This is a genomic window from Streptomyces sp. PKU-EA00015 (genome assembly GCF_013387495.1).
Taxonomy (GTDB): Bacteria; Actinomycetota; Actinomycetes; order Streptomycetales; family Streptomycetaceae; genus Streptomyces.
The window spans coordinates 311,156-332,959 of record NZ_JABZEE010000002.1; the positions used below are offsets into that span (position 1 = coordinate 311,156).

Below are 21,804 nucleotides of genomic sequence, written 5' to 3' on the forward strand. Positions count from 1 at the left end.
GGCGCGGGCTCCTGTGGGTTAGGCGGACAGCGCCCGCCTGATGCCCTCTTCGAGGGTCACCTTGGGCTGGAAGAAGTCGAGCATCCGGCTGGGGTCGCACACACGGTGGTGCACGCCTTGCGGTGCGGACGCGAGGTGCTTGATGGTGGCCGTGTATCCGGCCTGATGGGTCACGTATCCGGCGAGCTCGTCGAAGCTGGTGGCCCTGCCCCATCCCAGGTTGACCGGGCCGGTCACTTCCTGGTCGACGGCCGTGAGGGTCGCGCCGACGAGGTCGTCGATGTGGATCCAATCGCGGGTGGACTTGCCGTCGCCCCAGACTTCGAACGGGTCCTGCCGCTGCTTGGCGCGACGGATGAACGCCGGGAAGGGGTACGCCTCGTCCTGGTCTTCGCCGTAGCCGGAGAACGGCCGCAGCACCGTCATGCGCGTGCCCTCAGCCGCCGCGTACTGGCACAGCTGCTCGCCAGTGAGCTTCGCCAGCCCGTAGGTCGCATCGGGTCGGCCGGGTTGCGCGTAGTCGATGTCCGACTCCACCAGGCGGTGGATGTCGCCGGGCTGCTGCAGGGCGACCGGGTAGGCGGCCGAGCTGGAGAAGTACACGGCCCGCGGCGTCTTCGTGCGGGCCAGCCAGCGCATGTACCAGGAGTCGAGGGCGAGATTCGTGGCGACTCCGAGCGGGGAGCCGTCGATGCTGGCCCGGCCTCCGACGATGGCCGCGCAGTGGATGGCGAGGTCGTAGGGGGCGCTGTTGAAGCGGAAGAGGTCAAGGGCGTCGGGGCCGTTGACGATGTCGACCGCGGTGACGTCGTCGCCACGTGCGTCGAGCGCGGCGTGCAGGTGGCGTCCGACGAAGCCGGCGGATCCGGTGAGGAGTACGCGCATCATGCCGCCTTCACGGCACGGAACACGCCCCACGGCAGGTCGTGGTCGAGGGGCTTGAGGCCGACGCGCTTGCAGATGGCGTCCTGCTGGTCGCGCGACCAGGTGGTGACGCCGATCCACGAACCGGCCTCGCCGGGCTCGTCCGAGAGGGGCCAGTCGAGGATGAGCAGTCCGTTGACCTTCACGGCCGCGCGCAGGCCGGTGATGATCTGCTCGCAGGCTTCGTAGTCGTGGTGGATCAGGACGGCGAGGGAGACGACAGCGTCGGCCTTCTTCCCGATCTGCTGGGCAAGGTCCGTGCCCACGCTGGTCACGGTCGGCAGGTCCGGCTCGCGTTCGGCGAGACGGGCGAGCATGGCCTCGGACGCGTCGGCCCCGGTCACGTCGTAACCGAGCTCCCGTAGCGGGATGGCGACCCGGCCGTCGCCGCAGCCGAAGTCGACAACTCGACAACCGTCGGGGAGCACGGTCGCCAGCATCTCGGCCTGCGCCACACCGGAAGCCCAGTACGCCTCTTCGGAGATGCCTCGGGTCGGATGGATCGCCGCCGGGTCGGCTTCGTTCCATGCGGCAATGACACCGTCGGCGCTCATGCGACCTCCTCGATCAGGGTCCGGAGCTTCGCCAGGTCGGTCTGAAGGCCGCCGTTGTCGCGGTAGTCGTAGTAGGCGGTCGCGTCGGCGGTGGACTGCTCGGAGCTGTTGCACTCCTGGTAGCCCTGGTCCATGGCGGCTTTGCCGTTCGCCGGGTGCATGTGCTCAAGGATCACGTCGCCGAGGTAGGTGATGCGGCCCATGCCGCGGCCCCAGTCCATCCATACGAGGTCGAGGCACAAGTGCACCAGCGCGGGGGGCGCCATGTAGCCGAGTGTGGTGACGATGTCTGAGGTCATGGCGACGGCGGTGGCCATCAGTTCGCCTTGGAGGAGGTCGTTGCCGTAGACGATGCCGGGCCCGCCGGAGAGGCAGATGCGGAAGCGTTCGTCCCATCCTGGGGTGCGGGGCCTGTGGTCGTCGCCCATGAACGCGAGGAACCGGTAGCGGTGCGCGTTCAGCGTGGCGACCTCGTTGAGGGTGCCACAGAGGCGGAGTCGCGGCCCTACTGACCAGTGGATGCGCGGGTCGTTGATGTTCTCCATGTGCTCGCGGTATCCGGCGAGCATGGGGTCGTCGTCGTCGACGGCGAACAGCAGGTCCGCGGTGGCGCCGGTCTGGCGCCAGCAGTCGAGGATTGCGAGGACGCTGTCGGGCCGGCCACGGGTGGGCACGATCATCAGGAGGTCGTCCATGGCGCGGGCTCCCTGGCTATCTCGGCACGATGCTGATCTGCGGGGTGGGGACTTCGAGTCGCATGCCGTGCTTGGCGAGGACCTTCTCGATCTCGGCGGCGCAGGCCTGCATGCGGGCTTGTTCGTCTTCGATGAGGAGACGGCGGGCTTCCGCGAGCGGGTCCTCGTCGACGATCGCGGTGTCTGGGTTGTTGGCCTGCACGTCGGTCCTCTCAGGCGGTTGTGGAGTCGGTGAGGAGGCCGAGGTTGGCCAGGGCGGTGAGGAGGCTGGCCAGTGCCGCGTTGCCGCCCTTGGCGCCGGTGACGGTGGGCTTGGCTACGGCGGCGGCGTTGTAGAAGCCGAGCGTGGTGCCGAGGTGACGGAAGGCGAGGGCGACGGTGAACGCGTCGTCGGTCTTCAGCGAGTTCGCCGCGTCCCGGTACAGGTTGGTGTCGCGGGTGGCGCCGTCGCCCCATTCGTGCTTGCCGACGGCGTCCACGATCATTCGGGCGTTGCCGTCGCCGGAGACGCGGATGTCCACGGCCCGGTCGGTGGTGGCGGTCATCAGCGTGGCGAAGGCGGCGGCCGAGCCCGGCGAGGAGGAGGGCACCGCGTAGAAGCCGTGCTGGCCCGACGTCGCCCAGTTCACGCGGACGCTGCCGCCTGTGACCGTGGAGCCGCCCATGGCCACCTGGCCCGTGCTGCGGCGGATGACCAGGCCAGCGCCCAGTTCGGCGCCCGCGTCGCTGTAGCGGACGATCTCAAAATCCGTGCCAAGGTTCGAGCCGGATTCGGTGGTCGTGTTGGCCCTGACTCCCCACCGTCGGCCGGAGGTGGCGCGGTCGCTGGAGATGCTGAGCAGCATCTCTTTGGGGACCGCGTTGCTGCCGCCGATGCGCAGGTAGCCAGTGCCGTGAGCACCCAGGTTGGCCCTGACCGACAAGTCAGCGAGGTTGGTGCGGATGTTGGTGACGTCGACACCCAGCAGGCGACTGGCCTCGGGCAGCTCCTGGTCAGTGAAGGGCACCTCGAGGCGGGTCTGGACTGCACCCGTGGTGTCGGGGACCTCAACGCTCCAGTGGCCATGCATGGACAGGCCGTCGTTCGACCCGAGGTGCGCGCCCGCCCAGGCGACCGGAACCCACTTGGCGTCCGGGTCGGCATTCCCGCTGACGTCGTACCCGTGGGTCATCGCCCCGTTCTCGCGGGCCGCGTACCAGGCGTCCATCGACTTGGCGTTGAAACGCATCAAAAACCGGCGAATGTTCTCGCCGTAGGAGCCGACGTCAGCGCGCTGGTACGAGTAGAGATTCAGGCGGCCGGTGGAGTCGAACTGGCCCGCCTGGCCTTCGTCCTCGCCGCCCGCGAACGACGACGGGATCGACAGGGACTCGACCGCGCCCGGAATCCCGAGCGGGTAGCCGGCGGGGGCGCCGTGCCGGTCGATGACGAGCCGGCCCGTGATGGTGCCGCCCGTAGTCGGGAGGGCGCCAATATCGGCTGGGGCGAGCGCGTCCGTGCCGCCCGTCGCGTGCGTCGTCTTGTGCGCGAGTGGGGTGCGGGCGTTCGTCGTGGTGGGGTCGGTGGACCGGAGCGCGATCGTGGCCCCTGCCCCGGCTGCGCCGAGTGGCGGCTGGGGGCCGGTGACGACGACGTACTCTCCAGCGGACGGTGCCGTGGGCGCAACGTCGGCCAGGTCGACGTTCGGGGCGGCGGCGGGAAGGCTCAGCGGATACGAGCGGCCCGGGGCGTCATACCACCTCTCCTGCACCCTGTACGTCCAGCCGACGGGGGTGACGTCCGCGTCGTCGGTGGCGAGCAGGGTGACCGTGACCTCGCCGGCCTCGTCCAGGGTCGCCTCGATGGTGCCCAGGATCAGGGTGCCGTGCGTGGCGGAGGTGAGGATCGCCGGCTCCGGCGTGAACAGCAACTTCCCCTTGAACGGGCTGCCGTCCGGGTGGGCGTAGGTGCCGGTGACTGTGACGGTCGACAGGCCAGCAGGCAGCGGCATGCGGCACCTCCTGGCTTGTGAGTCCCGCCGCCGTGACGGGGGGATGGCATGGCGGCGGGACGATCAGGCGGCCTTGGGGGCTCGCTGCGGCATGGGCCGGTAGTTGGCGGCCAGCTGCTCGATCTCGGGGAGGGCGTACATGGTCTTGTACTCGTGGCCTTGGCCGGAGTACCTGCCGTTCCCCTGGAAGCGCTGGATCTTGCCGCGGCGTGCCCATTGGCGGATGGTCGGGCCGGGGACTCCTGTCGCGGCGACGGCTTCGTGTTCGAAGACGAGGTCTCGTGTGTAGAGCTCGGCCGGTCGCATTACACCCCCGGGAACGACGAAAGCCCCCGGCGGCGGCTGGGGGCTTCGAGGTATGACGGCACACGTGTGCTACGCCGATGGCAGTGTGACATACAGGTGATCGCTCCGGCAAGCAAGGCTCAGGAGGCAGTCGGCCTCCGTCGGTTCATCCACTCGCGATTGCGGTCAATCAAGAAGCGCATGTGCTCGACGAAGTACACAGGCCGGCCCTTATCGTTCCGGCCAGCTGGGGTGATGAGCTTCCTGTGCACCCAGCCTTGAACCGTGGACTTGTTTATCCCAAGGAGCTTGGCTCCTTCTGTTGCTGTCGCCAGTTCGCCAGTCGTTGGCTCAGGGAGCTCCACTGGCATCTTGGTGCGCCGATATCCCGTACCGAGGCTGGCCACGCTGGACCACGAGATGTCAGGTGCGCCGTGGAGCTCACGCACCGCGGCGATGTGGGCGAGGAGCCGCTGAGACTGGCGGAAGTACTCGCCCTTCTTCGCGACGCGGTCAGCGGCGAATTGGCGATGCCTGGTCATCTCGAGATCGTGCCCACCAGGCTCGTGCGCCATGATCTCGTCGGGCATCAGGGAGATGAAACGGGCTACGGGATTGCTGGTCGTCCCGATCTTCACGAGATCGCCGCGTCGCACGTAGTAGACGATCGAGAGCCGCTCGGGCTTGGCATGCCGTTTCCGAGTCTCTTCCTCGTGAGCCTTTCGACCCAGTTTCGCGGCGATGCCGATTGCAGTCGCGTCCAGTTCCACGCCGGCTGCCGCCATGTCCTGGAGCGCCTTGGCGACGAACGGAAAGGCAGGGTCCTTCGTGTCGACCTGGTGGATGAGTAAGGCGATGCTGCGACGCGGGCCCGTAGCACGGTCTTTGATGCTCTGCGGAACGAAGGGGCTACTCTGATGCACGTCGATCTCCTTGGGATCGTCCACGCCCCGGAGGTGTTCGCCCACCTGCCGGGGCTTTGATTGTTCCATCGGGCGCTGACAACCCCTTTGCCCTGCGGCGCCGTTGGTCTCTGCGGGACACTGCGGGCATGCCTACGGTGTTCAGCGTTCAGGCTGCGTCGCGTGAGGAGTGCGCCGAAGAACTAGCGCGCTTGTGTCGGGCTTTGGGGTTGCGCCCGTCGCTTCTGCCGGTGCGGTCGGTGGGCACGGGTCGGTGGATGGCTCGCGCGACTGCGGCCCCGGCCACAGAGGGCCAGGGCCGCGGGTAGACGCTGGCTAAAGGTTGTTGGTCGTCTTACCCCACAGGCGCGAGGCGCTGTTCACGGTCTTGTGCCGCTGATAGACGGGCCCTTGGTAGTGGTGGTGATGCTCGGCGGGCAGGACGTCCTTGGCGCGGCGGACGAGGCGGCTGAGGGCGAGGACGAGGACGGCGGGGGCACCGAAGACGAGAGCCACGACGATCGGGTCGGCGTATCCGGAGGCCCACAGAACGGCGGTGGTTGCCCCACCTGTGGCAGCGATGACCCCACTTGCGCAGAGCATGCGAGCACAGTCGTCCACGGCGCGGGCACTCATGGGCGGCCGGCCTGGCTGAGCGACGGGCGGAGCGCTGCCGACGACCGGCACGGGGCTGGTGTCGCGAAAGCTGGTGGCGAAGTCGGCGATGATCTTCCGGGCCTCTGCTTCGGCCTCTGCGGCGGTCATGGCGGCGTTGACGGGGTTGATCTCGGTGGGCATCAGATTCTCCTGTCGGTGATCATCATGGGGGCTTTGACCGTGCCCGAGGCCCTGCCCCCGGTTTGTGTCTTCGCAGGTGAGAGGGTGCCCGGGACCGTGTCCGGCTGGGTCTTGGTCGGGCCGTGACCCTGCCCGGCTCAGGCAGGGTTCTGACGGCTCAGGCAGGGTGCAGACAGGTTCAAACCAGGACAGCGGGCAGGGTGCGAATGCGACCTATCGGACGGCATGGAGGTCGTCGAGCCGGTAGCCGCGGGACTCCCTGCCGTCGGCCGTAGCGACCTTCACGGCCTTGAGGTCGACCCCGTCAGCGGTCAGCGCGGCAGCGAGCAGCTTCCCGACGCGGGACCCGTACTGGGCGTCGCTCTCGTCGGCTCCGCGCTCGAACTGCGGGTCTATCTGGGCGAGGTAGGCGAACACTTCGGCCCGGGTCGCTTCGCCTCGGCCGGTCGACGAGACGGCCTTGACCAGGTGGTCGAGGAAGGTCGTCGCATCGTCGGCGGTTTCGACTCGCCCGTTGCCGATCGGACCGCCAGCTGTCATTGACACGCCGGTCTCGACCTTGAGCCGGTCCTCGATGGGGTCGGGGCATCGGCCCGGTACGCGCCCCACTGCCTCTCGCAGCGCCAGGCCGGCGAATGCCGCCTTGCGCAGGTCACCGTTCTCTACGTCGACGAACAGGCTGCGTGCTTCGATGAACCCTGTGTCGGGGGTGGTGAGCCAGCCGCGGCCGCGAGTCGACTTACTGTTCTCGATCTTGCTGGCGTCGTAGCCGTCGCCAGCGACACCGTCGCCGAGGATCGTGTTCGACGCCGTCGCGGACTCCACACGCATCGACCAGCGGCCGGAGCAATTGCCCCGCAGCCGGGACGGCACGACATCGACCTTCGGAGACTGCGTGGCCAGCACCAGGACGATGCCGACTGCGGCACCGACTGCGGCGATCTGCGCGAGGAGTTCCACGATCTCCTCCGCGTACTGGCCGTTGAGGCCGCCCTTGACCGTGTAGGTGGCGAGCTCGTCGACGATGACCAGCTCGATGCCGCCCAGCTGCTCCAGCAGCTCCTCGGTCGCCTTGGACACGCCGAGGTCGACAAGGATCTCGGTGCGCCGCTCCAGCTCGGCGGCGAGCACCTTGAGGAACTGGAGGAGCCGCTCAGGGTTGCGGCGGACGAACGTGTCGAGGGACTCGGCGATGCCGACGTACTCGCCGGTGCCCTTTCCGTCGAACAGCCGGACCCGGATCCGCGGGTCGAGCATGGCGCCGACGAGGATGTTGGCGATGGCCATGCCCTTGCCGGAGCGGGTGGTGCCACCGACGAGAAGGCTGTAGTCGGAGATGGTGGCCAGGACGATCGAGCCCCGCTTGTCGAAGCCGAGCGGCAGCCCGCTGCGCCAGGCGTTGACCTTGTCGGTGGTGCCGATCAGCGGGTTGAGGACGGCGCGGCCGAACGGGTCGGACATGGACACCCAGAAGCTGAACTGGTCCTCGCGCCCCTCTTTGCGGATGTCCATTTGGTGCCGCGGGATACCCAGGGCGGAGGCGAGGGCGTCGCCCTTCTTCTGTACGTCGGCGACGGTGACGCCGCCGGTCGTCTCGATGTGGACCAGCCATGCGCGCCCGTCTTGGATGACCGGGGAGCGGAAGATGATTGCCTGTTCGGCACGGATGATGCCGGCGTCGCGGAACGCGCGGTCGAGCATGTCGTCGGTCATGCGGTCGCCGTCACCGATCTTCGCGGTGCGGTCGTTGTAGATCTCGCCTGCCTCGGTGCGGCGGCCGATCAGCGCGAAGGCGACGAGGGTCGAGCCGGTGGCCAGCAGCCCGCCGGGGCCGCCGATCAGGTAGAAGCCGGTTCCCTCGGCGGCGGCGATCGGGGCGAGAGCGGCGGCGCCGCGCAGTGCTCGCTTGATGCGCGCGTCCTTCCGTGCCGACTTGTACTTGGACATCGCGGATACCGACGAGCCGAACGCCTTTTCCATCTCGGTGCGGCGCTTGTCCTTCTCCTTGCCGGGGAGAAGGCGGCGGTCGTGCGCCCACTTCGCGGTCTTGTAGTCGCGCTGGGCCTGCTGGACCTCGTGGCGTGCGGCGGCGACCTGGGCGCCTTCGGTGCCCTGGATCCACAGGAAGGTGCGGCGCATGCCGCGGAAGGTCTGGGCACCGTGCCCGTGCTGGGTGGCCTGTCGTCGCATCCAGCGGCGGAAGCTGCGGACGCTGTTGACGCGGCCGGCGGCAGCGCGGTCCTTCCATCCGCCGGCGGTGCGGGTCCAGGCGGGAACGAGCGGGGTGTCGCCCATGGGGTCCGGGGTGTTGACGACGGCTGGCGGGGCGGGGTCCTTCTCTCGGCCGGAGAGGTAGCCGGCGACGAGCCTCTCCCACTCCGGGTCGGGGGCGCTGCTGGGGGTGGTCTCGATGCTCACTTCTGCTCCTGGCGGGTCTCGTTCGTCACGTGGTTGCGGAGGCGGACGGCGTACTCGTTGGACCCGCCGCCGATGACTTCGCGGACCTTGCGGGCAGAGAGGCGGTCGGCACCGCCGGAGATTTCGGCGAGCTTGCGAACGGTCTCGATGTGGCCCGGGTCGAGGGACTTCTCGGGGGTCTTCGGCGCGGTGCGGCCGGATACCTGCTTCCCTTTACGCCCAAGGGCTGTAGCCGTCTTGGAGCCGCCGCCAGAGGTGGCCCCTGACCCTCCCCCCATGCCACCCTTCGGGCCGCTGCCAGAGGTGCCTCCTGCGGGCCCGCCATCCCCGCGGTCGGGCCCGAACATCTGGGCGAGAAGGAGGTCGACCGCGACGGACTCGGGCGTCCGGCCGGCGTTGCTGAGGACGGCTTCGATGCCGGCGCGCGCTGCTTCGCGAGCGGCGAGCGTTCCGGCGGTGACGCTGAGCGGCAACAGGTGGAGGTTGTGCCACGCCTGCTCCCAGGCGGTGTTCCGGTCGATCGCTCCGGTGGGGTGCGCGGCCATGATCCGCTCGTACTCGGCGAACTCGGCAGGGAACAGTTTCTTGCGCTTCGCGTCCTCCGCGGCGTGCTGCTCGGCGAGGGCCTTCTCCGCGGCTGCCTTGGCCTTGGCGAGCACCTTGTCGGCGGCCCGCTGCTGCAGGTTCCGCGGGTCGGCGGCGGCCAGGGTCTCCAGTAGCTGGTCGACCTCGGCAAGGATCGGGCCGATGATCGACGTCGTGCAGAGAGCGACCCCGGCGACGAGCCCGTACTCGGCGACGCCGTGGGTGAAGTTGATGTAGCCGGCGACGGAGGCGAGTCCGGCGGTGAGGATCCAGAACGGCCACCGGGGCAGGCCCTTGCGGTGCGCCCACTGGGTGCCGAGGACTCCGACCCATGCGAGGAGCTCGAGGAAGAACGGCACCGGCAGCATGGACCATGCTGGCCCGGGGTTCTCCTCGTCCTTCTTGTGCAGGCCGAGGAAGTAGGACAGCTGGGCCGGGAGGGCGGCGAGGAGGCCGAGGACCATGACGACCTTGACGAGCGCCTTGAACCGGGTGCCCTGGTCGGCGGCCTGCTCGGCGCGCTGCTGCTTCCGCTGTCGCTTGTCGTCGACGGCGTCTTCCTTGACGGCGTCGAGCTGCTTGACGAGCTTGGCCTGCTTGACCTGCTCGGCGAGCCGGTCGGTTTCGGTCTTGGCGGCGACGGCGCCCAGAGACTCTGTGGCAGCCGCAGCCTCGGCGCTGAGCTTGGCCGCTTCAGCGCGGGTCTTCTCGGTCGCGGCCTCGCGCTCCTCCCAGGAGCGGTACGTGCTGCTCACGGTGATCGGTGTCCTTCCGGGGTCAGGCGCGCTTGGCGGGGCGAAGGGTTCGGGTCAGGTGGGGCATGGCGGCGAGGCCGAGGCCGAAGCCGAGGAGGAGGGGCTGGCCGGCGACGTAGTTGAGAACGGGCACGGTCACGTCGGCGATCGCGGTCGCGAGGTCGGGGAACAGGAGCAGCAGGGTCAGGGCGGTGAGGATCCAGGCGAGCTTCTTCATGGGTGGTCGGCCCTTCGGGCGGTCGATGGTCGGTGGTCTGCGCCGGTTCTCCACGGGCCTCGTGCGGGACGAGGACCGCGGGCAGCCGGCGAGCTGTTCTCGGCTCAGTCCTCGTCCTGGACGGAGGCGCCGAGGATGCGCATGGCGGTTTGCCGGGAGTAGTCGCCGGAGTGGAGGGTGAGGTCCCAGGCGGCGTGGTGGCTGCCCTGGTTGAGCTTCTCGGCGGCGTCCTGGATTTCGGCATTCGTGGGCTGGTAGCCCTTCGGTTCCGACTTGCGGCTGAACAGGCCCATGGGGGTTCCTCTCGGGGTTGGTGGTGTGTGGGTTGGTGGGTCAGGCGGCGACGGCGCTGTGGGTGAGCTCGTCGATGAGCCGCGGGCCGTGGGGGGTGGAGGCGTCGATCTGCCGGGCGAGGAACACGGCGGCGAGCGCGCCGAGCTGGTCGCCCTTGTCGATCGCGGTCCAGTAGTCGTGGACGATCCCGGCGCGGACCGCGTCCTCGGCGGCGGCGAGAACGTCGGCGGAGTCGTCATCTGCGGTGATCAGGCGAAGCGTGGGCGTAGACATGGGCGTGGCCTTTCGGGTGGTCAATCCGGATGGGGTGGGATGCTCAGAGCTCGTTCGGCGCGAGGTGGAAGAAGGCCGTGACAAAGTCGCTGCGGCCGATCTGCTCGGCGACGAAGGCCCTGATGGAGTCGTAGACCTCGTCCCTCGTGGTCCCAGCGGCAACGTCGCAGGTGTTCTTGAGGGTGGACTCGGTCCCGTCCGTGTGGACGGTCATGATCCAGAAGTAGCGGCGGGTGCTGGTCTCGGGCATGGCTGTGCCTTCCGGTGGTCATGCGGACGGTTTGGGTGGAGTGCCGTGGGGTGCGGGGGCGGGGGTCGGTCACCGCACCCCACGGCGGTCTAGGGGGTTAGCGCGGGCGGTTGAGGCTGCGCTTGTTCGCCTCGCGGACCTTGTCCGACAGCGCCTTGCGCTCCTCGGCGGTCATGACGTGGCCTCGGTGAGGCTGTCGATGATCCGGAGCAGGTCCGCGACGGTCACCTCGAGGCGGCCGATCTGGCGGCACAGGTCGCGGTCGCTCATCCCGCCGACAGCCATCGCCTCCGACTCGGCAAGCGCCTGACGGGCGCGGGCCACGACGCGCTGCTCGTAGCCGTCCAGGCCGGCCATCAGGCTGCCCTCGCTGCGGGGCGGCGGACGTAGGACGCGGCCTCGTGCGCGGCGCGATCGGCGTCCGACATGACCACGATCACCAGCGGGCTGCGGCCCGTCTTCTTCCCGGCCGCGATACGCAGGCGGGTCGACTGCTGCTCGGCCATCACGCCACCTCGCCGTTCGCCGTGGCGGCCATGGCGCGGATCTCGGCGGCGAAGCGCTCGAGGTTGTCGGCGAAGTCGACGGCCTGGTCGGGGCTCATCTCGTAGCCCTCGCCGCCGTCGTCGACGAACACGAACGCGGTCTGCTTCGCCGGGTCGCTGGACATCGGGTCGACGCCGAGGCGGGCGAACGCAAGGAGGTCGGGGCTCTTGCCGAGGCGCGGCACGTTCAGGTTGGCGTAGTCGCCGCCGTGCCAGACGTCCGCGATGTGGTTCTCGGCAGAGTCGACGTGGTCGACGGTGCACCAGGCGGGGCACTCGATGAAGATCCGCGCACCGGACACGACAGCCGGCACGATGCGGGAGGGATGGATCCCCGCCGGACTCGTGGGGGTCTGTGCTGTAATGGTCACCGCTCGGCCTCCTGTACACGGGAAAGCTGGGACTAGGGCCTTCGGCGCGCTACCGCCGGGGGCCCTCTTGCTTGGCACGACTTCAGTGAAGCACTACAGTAGTGCTATCGCAAGCCCAACGCGCAGACGTCTCCGGTAAGAGAACGGGCTACGCTGCGAGGAGGCCGTGAAGCACTACACCTATCGCTACAGAGGGAGAGCCAGCAGATGCCGAAGACCCCCCGGGGGACACCGCACACGCAGATCGCCGACTACCTGCGAGAACTGATCCAGGACGGTGCCCTGAGCCCCGGACAAGAACTGCCCTCCATGCGTGAAATGGGGGACCGATTTAGCGCGAGCCCTGGAACCGTGAATAAGGCCTTCCAGCTGCTCAAGACCGAGGGCCTGACCTACGCGAAGCAGGGAGTCGGCACCGTCGTAGCGGAACGCCCCCGGGTGGCGGCGACTGGGGCGGCGCGCCTGAAACGTCTACAGCAGACCGGAAACCCATTCGCCCCGGGCGAGACTTCGGCCGACCACCGCGCACGCCTCGTGTCCTGTGCGGACGCCGACGTCGCCGAGAACCTCGGCATCGAGTTGCACGACGAGATCGTCCTCCGGACGCGCACCTACCTGCGGAACGGCAAGCCGGCCGTAGTCGCCCTGTCGTGCATCCACCCACGCGCATCCATCTCCGTCCCGGAGATCCTGGAGCCGGGCCCCTCGGAGCGCTTCTGGCAGGAGCTCTACACGGAGCGAACCGGGAAGGAGATCACTCGATCCCCCGAGCGGCGAACTGCCAGGCTGGCTGCGACCAACGAACTGGAATTGCTGGGCGTCCAGGCTCCGCCGAACGCTGCTGTTCCTGTGCTGGTTCTGATCAACGTCTTCCACGATGAGGACGGCCCCATCGAAGTTTGGGAGGACGTGTACACGCCTGGCTACTGGCAGGTGGAAGGGGAACGCCCATGACCCAGGAATGCGTCTACGTGATCGGGGCGCCGGGAAGCAGCACGGTCAAGATCGGGCGAACCGCCAACCTCGCCAAGCGGCTGGGCGACATTCAGCGGATGTCGCCAGTACATCTGTCCGTCCTTTGGGCGCATCCCGGCGGGCATGAGTTGGAAACAGCCCTTCATCGGCACTTCAAAGAGATCCGCTCGCACGGTGAGTGGTTCCGATTCGACAGTGATCCGGTGCCGGTCATCGAGAAGGCGGTGCAGGAGAAGCCGTGGGACAAGCACCCGACACCCCTGCTGCGAAAGCCGTCAGCCGCCCCCAAGCTGCGAGTCTCGGCAGAGCAGTTCGCCGCGATGAGGGCGGCTGCCCAGCAAAACAGCGCCAAGAGGCTGGACACCAGTCAGCTTGATCGCGCCCTCGCTGGCGTTGTGGCTGAGGTCGAAAGGGTTGACGGCCTCCTCGACAGATATCGGGCAGCCCAGGCGCGACGCAAGCAGATCTCTGAGGGGCAGAGATTCTTCATCGAGGCACAGCGGAGTGCCGTCCGCGAACTCAAGCAAGGCGGATTGACCTGGCGCCAGGTCGGCGAACTGCTCGGCATCTCGGGTGCTCGCGCCGAACAGATCGCCAGCGCCGCCTGACCCCAGACGCACGAAACGGCCCGCACCTGAGGAACCGGGTGCGGGCCTTCTTGCTGCCCAGTCCGTGGATGAGCGTGAACCGCTGGTGACCACCGACGAGCTGCGGAAGGTCGTCGGGCTGCTGCTGGCGTGGGGCGAGCCGAGCGAGGAGCTGGCGCTCGAGGCCGAGCGGATGGCGCACGACCTCGCGCTCAGACTGCCGGCGGACTAGGGGATCGTGGGGATCTCCATGTGCGGGTCGTTCCTCGGCTGCTTGACGATCAGCTGGTGATACTCGCCCTCAGCGTCGTCTGCGAATGCGTTCACGGCGTTGTAAGCGAGCTGGCTCATGAAAGCGTCGAGCTCTTCCCACAGCAGGATCCAGTGGTCATCAATGCTGTACTGCTTCTTCAGCCAGGCGTCGAGGGCCTGGTCGCAGCGGCCCTTGTGGGCGGCATACAGCGGTGACTGCTGGCGCACTTCGTCGGTGTCGTGAACGACCTTGTAGGCCCAGACGATGTTGCCGCTTCCGACGACCTGCTTGCGGCAGGTGTCGCACACGACGGCCGGGCAGTTCATTGCCTCGGGCGGGCCGCTGCGGGGGACGTACTCGATCACGTTTCCTCCGGATTGAGGGCGGTGCGGATCGGCAGGATACGGGCACCGAGCCTCACGCTGCGGCCCTCTCGGCGAGCGGCAGGGACAGGGCTTCGGTGTGCCCGTACCGAGTGCAACAGGCAGGGCAGTCAACGACGTCCGTGTCGAGGGTGATGCGCAGGGTCTGGCCGCAGGGGCAGGCGACGCCGATGCGGCGGGGCTGTCGTTCGCCGGAGATCTGCCCTTCGCACTGGCGCCGGATCTGCCATATCTCAGCGGCGAATTCGACGAAGGCGGGGTGAGCGGCGGACGCCCAGTCGAGGTTGAACCTGAGCGTGGACACGGCGGCGTCGAGTTGCTGCTGGAGGGTGCCGCCGCGGGTGCGCTGGGCGCGGCCGTGGTCGGCCCAGTCGTCGACCCAGGTTTGCAGGATGGTCACGACGCCGCCCTTGGCGAGGAGCGACAGCGGCTCGAGGCGTACCGGGATGGGGGCGCTGCGGCTGCCGGAGACGACGGGGCCGCCGCTGCCGGAGCCGGGGGCGAGCTGCCGTCCGAGCTGGGCGTACAGGCCGCGAACGCCGGCGAGGGCGAGGAGGTTCTCGTCGGTGCGGCGGATGCACGGCCGGCACGCCTGCCGGTCCAACTCGTCGTCATACAGGCCAGTCATGCAGATCACGCAGGCGGGGGCGGTGTCGGTCACGGCAGGCTCCTTGCTGGTGCGGGCGTGCGGGTGCAGGTCAGGCGGTGGGGCTGGCGGGCTTCCAGTTGGGGCCGCGGAGTGCGGGTGGCACATCGGTCATGGGGGTGCGCACGGCAGCCGCGAGCAGTTCCTCGAGTCGGGCGTCGCGGTAGGCGATCCACTCGTCGGCTTGTTCGCAGGTGTCGCCGGGGTGTGGCGGGTAGTGCCTGCCGGATTCGCAGGTCGGGCCCCAGTGGGCGAGGCGCTTCGCTCCGGTCACGACGACTCCTGCGGGTCGAGGGCGCGGCGGAGGGCGCGGGCGTAGGCCAGGTCGGGGGTGAGTGCGTTCTCCCAGCGCTCGGCAAGCTCCCGTACCCGTGCGACCTGCGCCCGCAGTTGCTCGAGCTCGCGGTCCCTCACGGCGAGGGCGGCGTCTGTGGCGATGTCCACGTTGGTGTCGTCGAGCAGCGTCTCGCTGTCGCCGAGCCGAACGCTTCGGATGGCTGCGGCGTACTGCTCGCGGGGGTCGGTCGGGGCGGCAGCAGGCTGGGGCGAGGGCGCGTCCCAGGAGATACCACCACAGGGCGGGAGGCTCGCGTCGATGACCAGCGGCGCGGCGTGCGGCCCGTCATGTCCGGCCGACTCGGTGCATCGGCTGAACGGGTAGTCGTAGTGCGGCAGTCCGCACTGCTGGCCGGTCATGCCGTGGCCCCCTCGTCGTTCTTGAACCAGTAGGGCTGGTCGCTGCCGGGGTTTTGCCAGAGGACGCCGTAGGGCTTGTCGACGGGGACGAGGCCGACGGTGGCGGGGTCGACGCAGTGGCGGTCTATGCCGTGGGCGCCTTTGCGGTGCTTGTCGGCGGCGCTGTCGACGGAGAAGGTCTTGTGGCAGGCGGGGCAGTGCGAGCGGCTGAGTCCGGTCCACCACTGGCCGCATTCGGGGTGGGTGATCGCGGTGGCGGGTCTGCTGGGGGTTTCGGTGTCGGTCATTGTTGCCTCGTCTTGCTGTCAGGGAACGTGTAGGACGGCCTGGGGGTGTCGGGGTGGGGTGAGCGGCGCGAGAGGCCCTCGAACCGCTCAGGGAGTTAACTCGCCAGTAGCTTCGGAGGGTTGGCCTTCGCGGCCCGTCTGGCGGCCCTGCGTCCGGCCCGGTACGCGCGCTCGCCGTCCCAGCACGCCTCGCACGGGTCCTCGCCGCGGTACACGTGCGCGGCGTATCCGGCGTGGTCTCCGTGGCGTCGGGGCCGGCCGTCGAGGATCCCCGCCTGGCAGGCGAGGAAGACTGCGTGCGGGGCCGTGCTTGCGCCGAGCTTGGTGAGGACGCGCTGCATGTGGGCCTTGGCCGTGTTCTCCGTAACCGGCGGCTGGAGTCTCCCGGCCGCTTCGCCGTAGCTCAGGCCCTGGCTCACCAGTCGGAGGATTTCGGTCTCCCGGGCGCCAAGCGGCTGGCCGTATCGGGGGATGCTCACGTCTCGGCTCCTTCCGGGTAGTTGTCGATGGGGATGGGGACGGTGATGGTGGGTTTCATCCACCGCGGCAGGGGCCGGGCTGGGGGTGGGGCGGTGTCGCACGGCTCCACCCACCAGCCCTCAGGCCACAACGGCGGCAGGTCGTCGGTCACTGCGGTTCCGACTCGCTGACGACATCGAGTCCGGCAACGCCCACCGTGTAGTGGGCCGTCGAGCCGCGCTCTGACAGGAGACGGTTCAGCTCGGCCACGTGCTGCCGTGCGGCCTTGAGCCATGTCCGCTCCCGGAACGTCAGCCCGTCCGGGCCGACCGGCTCCGTCTGCGGGGTGATCGGCTGCCGGTTCACGCGCCCACCTCCAGGGCGGCGGCACGGTCGGCGACCTTGCGGAGCTTGGCGTCGAGGACGTCCTGCGGGTTGCCGACGATCGATGCGAGGGCCACTGCGGCGGTGAGGATCACGTCGCACAGTTCGTCCTGCACGTCCGGGTGGATGTGGGTGACGCCTTTGCGCGGGTTCTGGCCCTGTACGCCGATCCAGGCGGCGGCCGCTTCCCCCGCCTCCTCGGTGATCTTCAGTAGGCGGAGGGTGATCTCGGCGTCGCTGCGGCCGTTCTCACGGTCAAGCCAGGCGACAAGGCTGCGGATGGTGGTCCACTGGTCGGGGTTCAGCATGTGCTTCTCCTTCGTGGGATGGTGGGCGGGCCCGCCCCCTGCTACCGACAGGGGGCGGGTGCACGCGTTCACGGGGCGGGGGTCTCGGTGGTGAAGCTGATGAGGATCGCGTCGTCGGTGACCTTGAAGCGCAGGGCGTCGTCGGTCAGGGGCGCGTCCTCCGGCAGCCCGTGGGCTTCGCGGTAGGCGATCGAGGCGGCGAGCAGAGCGCCTCGGATGTCGCCGAGGAAGGCGCCCCACGGTTCGGCCGCGGGCACCTCCCACTCGCGGCGGGTGCTTGTCACGGTTCGCCAGGTCCAGGTGGCCATGGGTTCCTCCGGTGGTGGTGGTGGGATGGGCGCCAGTCAGGCGGCGGGGGTTAGGCGAAGTCCGGCGGCAGCTCGTCGGGAATGGCCGCCATGGCGTCGGTGATGAACTTCGCCGGCAGGACTCGCGTGGGCTGGCCGCCTTGGAGTTCGGCGATTCGGGCGTGGAGCCGGTCCAGCTCGGGGCGGATGGCCTCGAGCGCGGCGGCGGCCAGGGCCCCGCGCATCGGCGGGCCCAGGTGGACGTTGATGCCGTCGTCGGTCTGGCGGATGGGCACGTTGCCGATCGCGCGGGCGGTGCGGTCGAACAGGCTCTCGTGCATCACGTCAGGTCTCCTTCGGGGTGGTGTGGTGGTCGGGGTTGGGGGCGGGTGTGGGGTCGGCCGGGGTCACGCGGCGGGCCGGTTGTCGTCGGGGAAGAGGCTGGGCTGCTGCTTCATGCCGCCGCGGGCTTCCCACTGCTCGCGGTACCGCTCCCGCGGGGTGGAGCACTCCTGACGGGCGTGGAAGACGGCCGAGTTCTCGGGGAGATCGGGACGCCACAGGTTCGGGCCGGGGAAGCGGGTGGCTTGCTGGCGGGAGGTGACGAACTCGCCGCAACCGAGGCAGTGACCGGGCGGAATGTCCATGAGGACGTCGGCGTGGGCCGCGTGATGGTCGGCGATTCGCTCGGCCTCCTGGTGCCGGCAGGGGGGGAGTTCGCCGCATGCCGAGCAGATCCAGTAGTGCTCGGGCAGGACGTCCCACGTGTGGTTCGCCGGGCCGATCAGGTGGATCGGCTTCTCGTGGGGCTTGCCGTCGGGCTGGAGAACGAACACGAACGGGCGGCCGCCCCAGGTGGCCTTCTCGGGCCGTTCGCCGCGCTTCCCGCCGATCTCCCAGTGTTCGAGGGCGGTCGCGAACCGCATCTCGTGCTTCTCGCCCCACAGGTCGAGCGGGCGCTCGGCGAGTTCGAGGACGCGGTACGGCTGCCGGTCCCAGATGACAAGGACACCGGGCGCTAGCTGGACGTAGTTCGCGAGGATCCGCTTGTCGTGGATGCGCTGTTCCTGTCGGCGCATCGCCGACGACGGTTCACCGATCCGGTTGATGGTGGTGAAGGGCGGGTGGGTGCCGCCGTGCTTCGTGCCCTGGCTCGGGTACCAGCGGGTCACGGCTTCTCCTTCAGGCAGTCGGTGCACGGTTCGGGCGTCGGCCCGGACGGGGCGGTGCCGCAGGGCCAGGCCCCGGGGCGGCGGATGTGGTAGCAGGGCTTCTTGGGCTCGGCCTTGGGCCGCTGCTTGGGGACCTTCGGCGTGATGCCGGCGGCAAGGAGCAGCAGGTTCTTGAGGTCGCCTTGATCGCGGGCGGCGGTGATGTCCTCGTCGGACGGCTCCCAAGTCATGTCTGGGCCATGTCGACGAACCGGGCGTAGTGGCCCTGGAACGCGGTCGTGATCGTCGAGGTCGGGCCGCCGCGGTGCTTCCCGACGATCAAGTCCGCCTCGCCAGCGCGCGGGGACTCCTTCTCGTAGGCGTCCTCGCGGTGCAGCAGGATGACGATGTCGGCGTCCTGCTCGATCGCGCCGGACTCGCGCAGGTCGGACACCATCGGCTTCTTCTCGGTGCGCTGCTCGGGGCCGCGGTTGAGCTGGGCGAGGACGACGACGGTGATCTGGAACTCCTTGGCGAGGAGCTTCAACTGCCGTGACATTTCGGAGACGGCGACCTGCCGGGACTCCGCCTTCGGTGCCTGCATGAGCTGCAGGTAGTCGACGACGACGAGCCGCAGGCCGGCGGTGCGGACGAGGTTGCGGACCCTGGCGCGCAGCGCCGGGATGGACAGGTGGGACTCGTCGTTGATGTGCAGCGGCGCGGGCTTGATCTTGGCTGCGGCGCGGGCCATGCGCTGCGTGTCGGCGGTGCTGCCGCCGACGATGCCCTGCTTGATGTGGTGGAGCGCGACCTGACTTTCGGCGGCGACGATGCTGTTCCCGAGCTCGTCCTCGCTCATCTCGAGCGATTCGAACAGGGTGGGGATGCCGTACTTGATAGCTGCGGCGCGGGCCAGGCCGAGCCCGAACGTGGTCTTTCCCATGGCCGGGCGGGCACCGATGACGACCATCTGGCCGGGCGCCCAGCCTCCGGACAGCAGCAGGTCGAGGTCGATGAACCCGGTCGGGATCCGGTCCTCGTTCGTGGGCGGGGTGATGGCCCGCTCGAGGACACCAGCGAGCAGGTCCCCGACAAGGGTCGTCTCGCCTTCGCTGGCCGATCGGACGACGCCGTCGAGTTCGGACTGGGCGGCAGCGACATCGGCGTTGGGGTCGAACGCTGCCGAGTTGCCGCGGAGGATGGAGGCATGGCCGTGCGCGACGAGGCGGGCGGCGATGGCCTTCTTCGTGATCCGGTCGGCGTACCAGTCTTCGCTGCCGGGGTGCGCGTGGTTGTACAGCTCGGCGAGCTGGTGCTCGTTGAGGGGGATGGTGGGGATGCGGCCCTCTGCGCGCCAGGCCTGCAGCTGCCGGTCGACGGCGAGATAGCGGATCTCGTCGTCTTCGAAGTCGGCGGCAAGGTGTTCGACGGCGAACCAGACCCAGCGGTAGCGGTCTTCGGTGATGTCGGCCGGGTCGAAGCCGCGCATGGCGAGCTCATCGACGATGGCGGGCCGGGCCATGGCGGTGGCCACGAGGATCTGCTCGGCCTCCGGGTCGGCCGGCCGGTTGGGCATGATGGGCTGCTCGTCGAGCGGGGCGTCCCAGATGTCGGCGCTCATGCGGCGGCACCTGCCTTGCGGCGATCAGCGCCCTCGAGGAGGAGAACTCCGCCGCGGCACATCTCGCCGAGCCGGGAGGCGACCCGGTCGCCGACGATGTGGCTGATCTGGTTCGGCAGGACGTCGCAGGTGATGAGCACCGGGCGGCGGTTGATGTACCGCTCGTCGAAGATTTCGTACAGCCGCTCCTGGGTCCAGCCGGTCGGCGAGACGCGGGCGGCGGCGAGGTCGTCGACGTACAGGAGGTCGGCGCGCTGCAGGGTGCGGGTCAGGGACTTGGCGTCGTAGTCGCGGTTGTCGGGGCGCAGCGCGTCAAAGAGGGCGGTGGACCGCCAGGTCTCGATCGACGGCATGCGGCCGGTCTTCTCGATGCGGGCACCGAGCCAGATGCGGGATGCCTGCCAGGCGGTGTGGGTCTTCCCGACGCCGATCGATCCGGTGAGGAACAGGCTCGGCGGGGTGTCGGCCTTCTGGTCGGCCCACCGCTGGGCAGCCGTGTGGATCTGGATGGTGCTGCGGTAGATGGCGGGGGTGCGGCCGAGGTAGCCGTTGACGGCGTCCTCGCGGCGTTCACGGAGCACCGACTCTCGCGGGTCGGGCTGCTCATCCGAACTGAAGGGCACGTGCCTTCTCCTCTTCGGTCATCTCTCGGGGTGCGGTAGGGGCGCCGACGGCGCGGAGTTGGGGCTTGCCGTTGGGCTCGGGCGCGTACTTGTCTTCGTAGCCGCGGGCCTTGAGCCAGTTGGCGGAGAACTTGATGTAGCGCCATTCCTCGCCGGCCTTCTCGCGGGCGTAGGCGACAGCAGCAGCAGTGATCTGCTTGGGGTCGGCGCCAGCAGCAACGGCAGCGGTCCACTGCTCGAGGGTTTTGCCGTAGTCCTTGCTCTTGGGGTACAGCGCCCAGAAGCTGCCGAACTCGCGCTTGTCTTCGCTGCTGATCTCGCGAGCCGGGGCGGCAGAAGAAGCTTCTTCTTCTACATGGTTCCCCTGGTACTGGTTATGGGGTCCGGTTTCCGGACCGCTAGGGGTCTCGTTTTCGGACCCCTGGGGTCCGATTTCCGGACCCCTAGCGGAACTTTCAGGGGTCTCGTTTTCGGACCCCTGTCGAGCGCTAGCGGTCTCGTTTCCGGACCGCTGGGCTGCGGCTAGGGGTCCGGTTTTCGTACCCCTAGAGCCACCCTCGGGCCGCACGTATCCGACTGCTCCGGGGAGCCGGTAGAGCGCCGGCCGTGTCCCACGGGCCTCCTCGAGCTGTTGCAGCTCGCCGGACTTCAGGAGGGTGTCGACAGCCTTGATGACAGAGGAGCGCGCCGCGTTGGAGAAGCGGACGAGGTCGGCCGTGCTGGCTCGCACGGTGCAGTCGTCGCTGGTGATCCAGTTGGCGCAGGCCAGCATCACGTGGCGGCCTGCCCCCTTCGACTGGGAGTGGTTCCACACCCAGTACATGGCGTCAATGCTCACGGCGTCTTCTTCCTGCTGGCGGTGCAGTTCGGGCATCGCTGACCGGTTGTGGCGGTGCGCTCTGGTGCTGCGCTGCCAACACTGGCATCATACTTTAAAGATTGGCAATCTTGGAAGGATTGGAAATGACTTACACTCTGGCCATGGCTTCCGACCAGGGCATTCAGATCGCAGAGGACGGTGTCGCCGAGGTCTCCATGACCAAGGCCCGTGCATCGCTGACCGAGCTGATCCGCGGCGTTCGCTGGGGAGGGAAGCCGGCAGCCTTCACCGAGCGCGGCCAGCGAGTCGCGATGGTCGTGGCGCCCGAGTTCTACGAGACGGCCCTCACCGACCGCCGCATGGTCGACGCCCTGCGCAAGACGCTGGAGGGGATGTCCAAGGAGCAGCTGGACAGCAACCCGCTCCTCGTCGACTTCGCCAAGCGGTACGTCGGTTTCGACGTCTGA

General features: G+C 68.9%; 36 protein-coding genes. 4 read left to right on the forward strand and 32 right to left on the reverse strand.

What is annotated here, in order from left to right:
- Positions 1-18: 18 nt before the first annotated feature.
- The 17 genes from HW130_RS03055 to HW130_RS03135 form a co-directional block, all read right to left on the reverse strand.
- Positions 19-888: an NAD-dependent epimerase/dehydratase family protein gene (locus HW130_RS03055; protein WP_177147777.1), complete on the reverse strand. Its 870-nt coding sequence runs from the start codon at positions 886-888 to the stop codon at positions 19-21.
- Positions 885-1,478, reverse strand: a complete 594-nt coding sequence (locus HW130_RS03060) for a bifunctional 2-polyprenyl-6-hydroxyphenol methylase/3-demethylubiquinol 3-O-methyltransferase UbiG (protein ID WP_177147778.1) — start codon at positions 1,476-1,478, stop codon at positions 885-887. The genes HW130_RS03055 and HW130_RS03060 overlap by 4 nt, the downstream gene beginning before the upstream one ends.
- Positions 1,475-2,173: a hypothetical protein gene (locus HW130_RS03065; protein WP_177147779.1), complete on the reverse strand. Its 699-nt coding sequence runs from the start codon at positions 2,171-2,173 to the stop codon at positions 1,475-1,477. Before HW130_RS03065 ends, HW130_RS03060 begins: the two co-directional genes overlap by 4 nt.
- A gap of 16 nt (positions 2,174-2,189) precedes the next feature.
- The gene (locus tag HW130_RS03070; RefSeq protein ID WP_177147780.1) at positions 2,190-2,375 is read right to left on the reverse strand and encodes a hypothetical protein; all 186 of its coding nucleotides are present in this window, start codon (positions 2,373-2,375) and stop codon (positions 2,190-2,192) included.
- A gap of 10 nt (positions 2,376-2,385) precedes the next feature.
- Complete coding sequence (locus HW130_RS03075) at positions 2,386-4,164, reverse strand: hypothetical protein (RefSeq protein WP_177147781.1); 1,779 nt, start codon at positions 4,162-4,164, stop codon at positions 2,386-2,388.
- Between the two features lie 63 nt (positions 4,165-4,227).
- The gene (locus HW130_RS03080) at positions 4,228-4,470 is read right to left on the reverse strand and encodes a hypothetical protein (RefSeq protein WP_177147782.1); all 243 of its coding nucleotides are present in this window, start codon (positions 4,468-4,470) and stop codon (positions 4,228-4,230) included.
- Between the two features lie 119 nt (positions 4,471-4,589).
- Positions 4,590-5,396 carry a hypothetical protein gene (locus tag HW130_RS03085; RefSeq protein ID WP_177147783.1) on the reverse strand — a complete coding sequence of 269 codons (807 nt, stop codon included), beginning with the start codon at positions 5,394-5,396 and terminating at the stop codon, positions 4,590-4,592.
- Positions 5,397-5,687: 291 nt separating this feature from the next.
- Positions 5,688-6,149 carry a hypothetical protein gene (locus HW130_RS03090; RefSeq protein WP_256355799.1) on the reverse strand — a complete coding sequence of 154 codons (462 nt, stop codon included), beginning with the start codon at positions 6,147-6,149 and terminating at the stop codon, positions 5,688-5,690.
- A 213-nt stretch (positions 6,150-6,362) separates the two neighbouring features.
- Positions 6,363-8,567: an FtsK/SpoIIIE domain-containing protein gene (locus HW130_RS36640; protein ID WP_177147784.1), complete on the reverse strand. Its 2,205-nt coding sequence runs from the start codon at positions 8,565-8,567 to the stop codon at positions 6,363-6,365.
- A complete protein-coding gene (locus tag HW130_RS03100) occupies positions 8,564-9,907 on the reverse strand; it encodes a hypothetical protein (RefSeq protein WP_177147785.1) in 1,344 nt (447 codons plus the stop codon). The genes HW130_RS36640 and HW130_RS03100 overlap by 4 nt, the downstream gene beginning before the upstream one ends.
- Positions 9,908-9,929: 22 nt before the next feature.
- Positions 9,930-10,124 carry a hypothetical protein gene (locus HW130_RS03105; protein ID WP_177147786.1) on the reverse strand — a complete coding sequence of 65 codons (195 nt, stop codon included), beginning with the start codon at positions 10,122-10,124 and terminating at the stop codon, positions 9,930-9,932.
- Between the two features lie 104 nt (positions 10,125-10,228).
- On the reverse strand, positions 10,229-10,417 hold the full coding sequence (locus HW130_RS03110; protein ID WP_177147787.1) for a hypothetical protein: 189 nt from the start codon (positions 10,415-10,417) through the stop codon (positions 10,229-10,231).
- A gap of 40 nt (positions 10,418-10,457) precedes the next feature.
- The gene (locus tag HW130_RS03115) at positions 10,458-10,691 is read right to left on the reverse strand and encodes a hypothetical protein (RefSeq protein ID WP_177147788.1); all 234 of its coding nucleotides are present in this window, start codon (positions 10,689-10,691) and stop codon (positions 10,458-10,460) included.
- A 43-nt stretch (positions 10,692-10,734) separates the two neighbouring features.
- Positions 10,735-10,941: a hypothetical protein gene (locus HW130_RS03120; protein WP_177147789.1), complete on the reverse strand. Its 207-nt coding sequence runs from the start codon at positions 10,939-10,941 to the stop codon at positions 10,735-10,737.
- 171 nt (positions 10,942-11,112) lie between these two features.
- The gene (locus HW130_RS03125; protein ID WP_177147790.1) at positions 11,113-11,298 is read right to left on the reverse strand and encodes a hypothetical protein; all 186 of its coding nucleotides are present in this window, start codon (positions 11,296-11,298) and stop codon (positions 11,113-11,115) included.
- The gene (locus HW130_RS03130; protein ID WP_177147791.1) at positions 11,298-11,447 is read right to left on the reverse strand and encodes a hypothetical protein; all 150 of its coding nucleotides are present in this window, start codon (positions 11,445-11,447) and stop codon (positions 11,298-11,300) included. The genes HW130_RS03125 and HW130_RS03130 overlap by 1 nt, the downstream gene beginning before the upstream one ends.
- Positions 11,447-11,857, reverse strand: a complete 411-nt coding sequence (locus tag HW130_RS03135) for a DUF6907 domain-containing protein (protein ID WP_177147792.1) — start codon at positions 11,855-11,857, stop codon at positions 11,447-11,449. The genes HW130_RS03130 and HW130_RS03135 overlap by 1 nt, the downstream gene beginning before the upstream one ends.
- A gap of 207 nt (positions 11,858-12,064) precedes the next feature.
- Here HW130_RS03135 and HW130_RS03140 point away from each other — a divergent pair, with 207 nt between their 5' ends.
- The 3 genes from HW130_RS03140 (at position 12,065) to HW130_RS03150 (ending at position 13,651) form a co-directional block, all read left to right on the forward strand.
- Positions 12,065-12,811 carry a GntR family transcriptional regulator gene (locus tag HW130_RS03140; protein WP_177147793.1) on the forward strand — a complete coding sequence of 249 codons (747 nt, stop codon included), beginning with the start codon at positions 12,065-12,067 and terminating at the stop codon, positions 12,809-12,811.
- Complete coding sequence (locus tag HW130_RS03145; RefSeq protein ID WP_177147794.1) at positions 12,808-13,440, forward strand: GIY-YIG nuclease family protein; 633 nt, start codon at positions 12,808-12,810, stop codon at positions 13,438-13,440. Before HW130_RS03140 ends, HW130_RS03145 begins: the two co-directional genes overlap by 4 nt.
- Before the next feature lie 64 nt (positions 13,441-13,504).
- Positions 13,505-13,651 (forward strand): hypothetical protein, encoded by a 147-nt coding sequence (locus HW130_RS03150; protein WP_177147795.1) that lies wholly within the window; start codon positions 13,505-13,507, stop codon positions 13,649-13,651.
- On the opposite strand, the gene HW130_RS03155 is transcribed toward HW130_RS03150, so the two are convergent.
- The 15 genes from HW130_RS03155 to HW130_RS03225 form a co-directional block, all read right to left on the reverse strand.
- Entirely contained in the window at positions 13,648-14,037 is a 390-nt protein-coding gene (locus tag HW130_RS03155) for a hypothetical protein (protein WP_177147796.1), read from the reverse strand. The genes HW130_RS03150 and HW130_RS03155 overlap by 4 nt on opposite strands.
- A 52-nt stretch (positions 14,038-14,089) precedes the next feature.
- Positions 14,090-14,716 carry a hypothetical protein gene (locus HW130_RS03160; RefSeq protein ID WP_309140300.1) on the reverse strand — a complete coding sequence of 209 codons (627 nt, stop codon included), beginning with the start codon at positions 14,714-14,716 and terminating at the stop codon, positions 14,090-14,092.
- Positions 14,717-14,753: 37 nt separating this feature from the next.
- Positions 14,754-14,975 carry a hypothetical protein gene (locus HW130_RS03165; protein ID WP_177147797.1) on the reverse strand — a complete coding sequence of 74 codons (222 nt, stop codon included), beginning with the start codon at positions 14,973-14,975 and terminating at the stop codon, positions 14,754-14,756.
- Entirely contained in the window at positions 14,972-15,397 is a 426-nt protein-coding gene (locus HW130_RS03170; protein ID WP_177147798.1) for a hypothetical protein, read from the reverse strand. The genes HW130_RS03165 and HW130_RS03170 overlap by 4 nt, the downstream gene beginning before the upstream one ends.
- Entirely contained in the window at positions 15,394-15,684 is a 291-nt protein-coding gene (locus HW130_RS03175) for a hypothetical protein (protein ID WP_177147799.1), read from the reverse strand. The genes HW130_RS03170 and HW130_RS03175 overlap by 4 nt, the downstream gene beginning before the upstream one ends.
- Positions 15,685-15,779: 95 nt before the next feature.
- Entirely contained in the window at positions 15,780-16,163 is a 384-nt protein-coding gene (locus HW130_RS03180) for a helix-turn-helix transcriptional regulator (protein ID WP_309140301.1), read from the reverse strand.
- 148 nt (positions 16,164-16,311) lie between these two features.
- Positions 16,312-16,509 (reverse strand): hypothetical protein, encoded by a 198-nt coding sequence (locus HW130_RS03185; protein ID WP_177147800.1) that lies wholly within the window; start codon positions 16,507-16,509, stop codon positions 16,312-16,314.
- On the reverse strand, positions 16,506-16,835 hold the full coding sequence (locus tag HW130_RS03190; protein ID WP_177147801.1) for a MazG-like family protein: 330 nt from the start codon (positions 16,833-16,835) through the stop codon (positions 16,506-16,508). The genes HW130_RS03185 and HW130_RS03190 overlap by 4 nt, the downstream gene beginning before the upstream one ends.
- A gap of 68 nt (positions 16,836-16,903) precedes the next feature.
- Complete coding sequence (locus HW130_RS03195) at positions 16,904-17,143, reverse strand: hypothetical protein (RefSeq protein ID WP_177147802.1); 240 nt, start codon at positions 17,141-17,143, stop codon at positions 16,904-16,906.
- A 50-nt stretch (positions 17,144-17,193) separates the two neighbouring features.
- A complete protein-coding gene (locus HW130_RS03200; protein ID WP_177147803.1) occupies positions 17,194-17,466 on the reverse strand; it encodes a hypothetical protein in 273 nt (90 codons plus the stop codon).
- Between the two features lie 63 nt (positions 17,467-17,529).
- Positions 17,530-18,294: a hypothetical protein gene (locus tag HW130_RS03205; protein WP_177147804.1), complete on the reverse strand. Its 765-nt coding sequence runs from the start codon at positions 18,292-18,294 to the stop codon at positions 17,530-17,532.
- Positions 18,291-18,524, reverse strand: a complete 234-nt coding sequence (locus tag HW130_RS03210; RefSeq protein WP_177147805.1) for a hypothetical protein — start codon at positions 18,522-18,524, stop codon at positions 18,291-18,293. Before HW130_RS03210 ends, HW130_RS03205 begins: the two co-directional genes overlap by 4 nt.
- Complete coding sequence (locus tag HW130_RS03215) at positions 18,521-19,894, reverse strand: replicative DNA helicase (protein ID WP_177147806.1); 1,374 nt, start codon at positions 19,892-19,894, stop codon at positions 18,521-18,523. Before HW130_RS03215 ends, HW130_RS03210 begins: the two co-directional genes overlap by 4 nt.
- Positions 19,891-20,517: a DnaA ATPase domain-containing protein gene (locus tag HW130_RS03220; RefSeq protein ID WP_177147807.1), complete on the reverse strand. Its 627-nt coding sequence runs from the start codon at positions 20,515-20,517 to the stop codon at positions 19,891-19,893. Before HW130_RS03220 ends, HW130_RS03215 begins: the two co-directional genes overlap by 4 nt.
- The gene (locus HW130_RS03225) at positions 20,498-21,391 is read right to left on the reverse strand and encodes a hypothetical protein (RefSeq protein ID WP_177147808.1); all 894 of its coding nucleotides are present in this window, start codon (positions 21,389-21,391) and stop codon (positions 20,498-20,500) included. The genes HW130_RS03220 and HW130_RS03225 overlap by 20 nt, the downstream gene beginning before the upstream one ends.
- 89 nt (positions 21,392-21,480) lie before the next feature.
- Here HW130_RS03225 and HW130_RS03230 point away from each other — a divergent pair, with 89 nt between their 5' ends.
- Positions 21,481-21,804, forward strand: coding sequence for a hypothetical protein (locus tag HW130_RS03230; protein ID WP_177147809.1), 324 nt, complete (start codon positions 21,481-21,483; stop codon positions 21,802-21,804).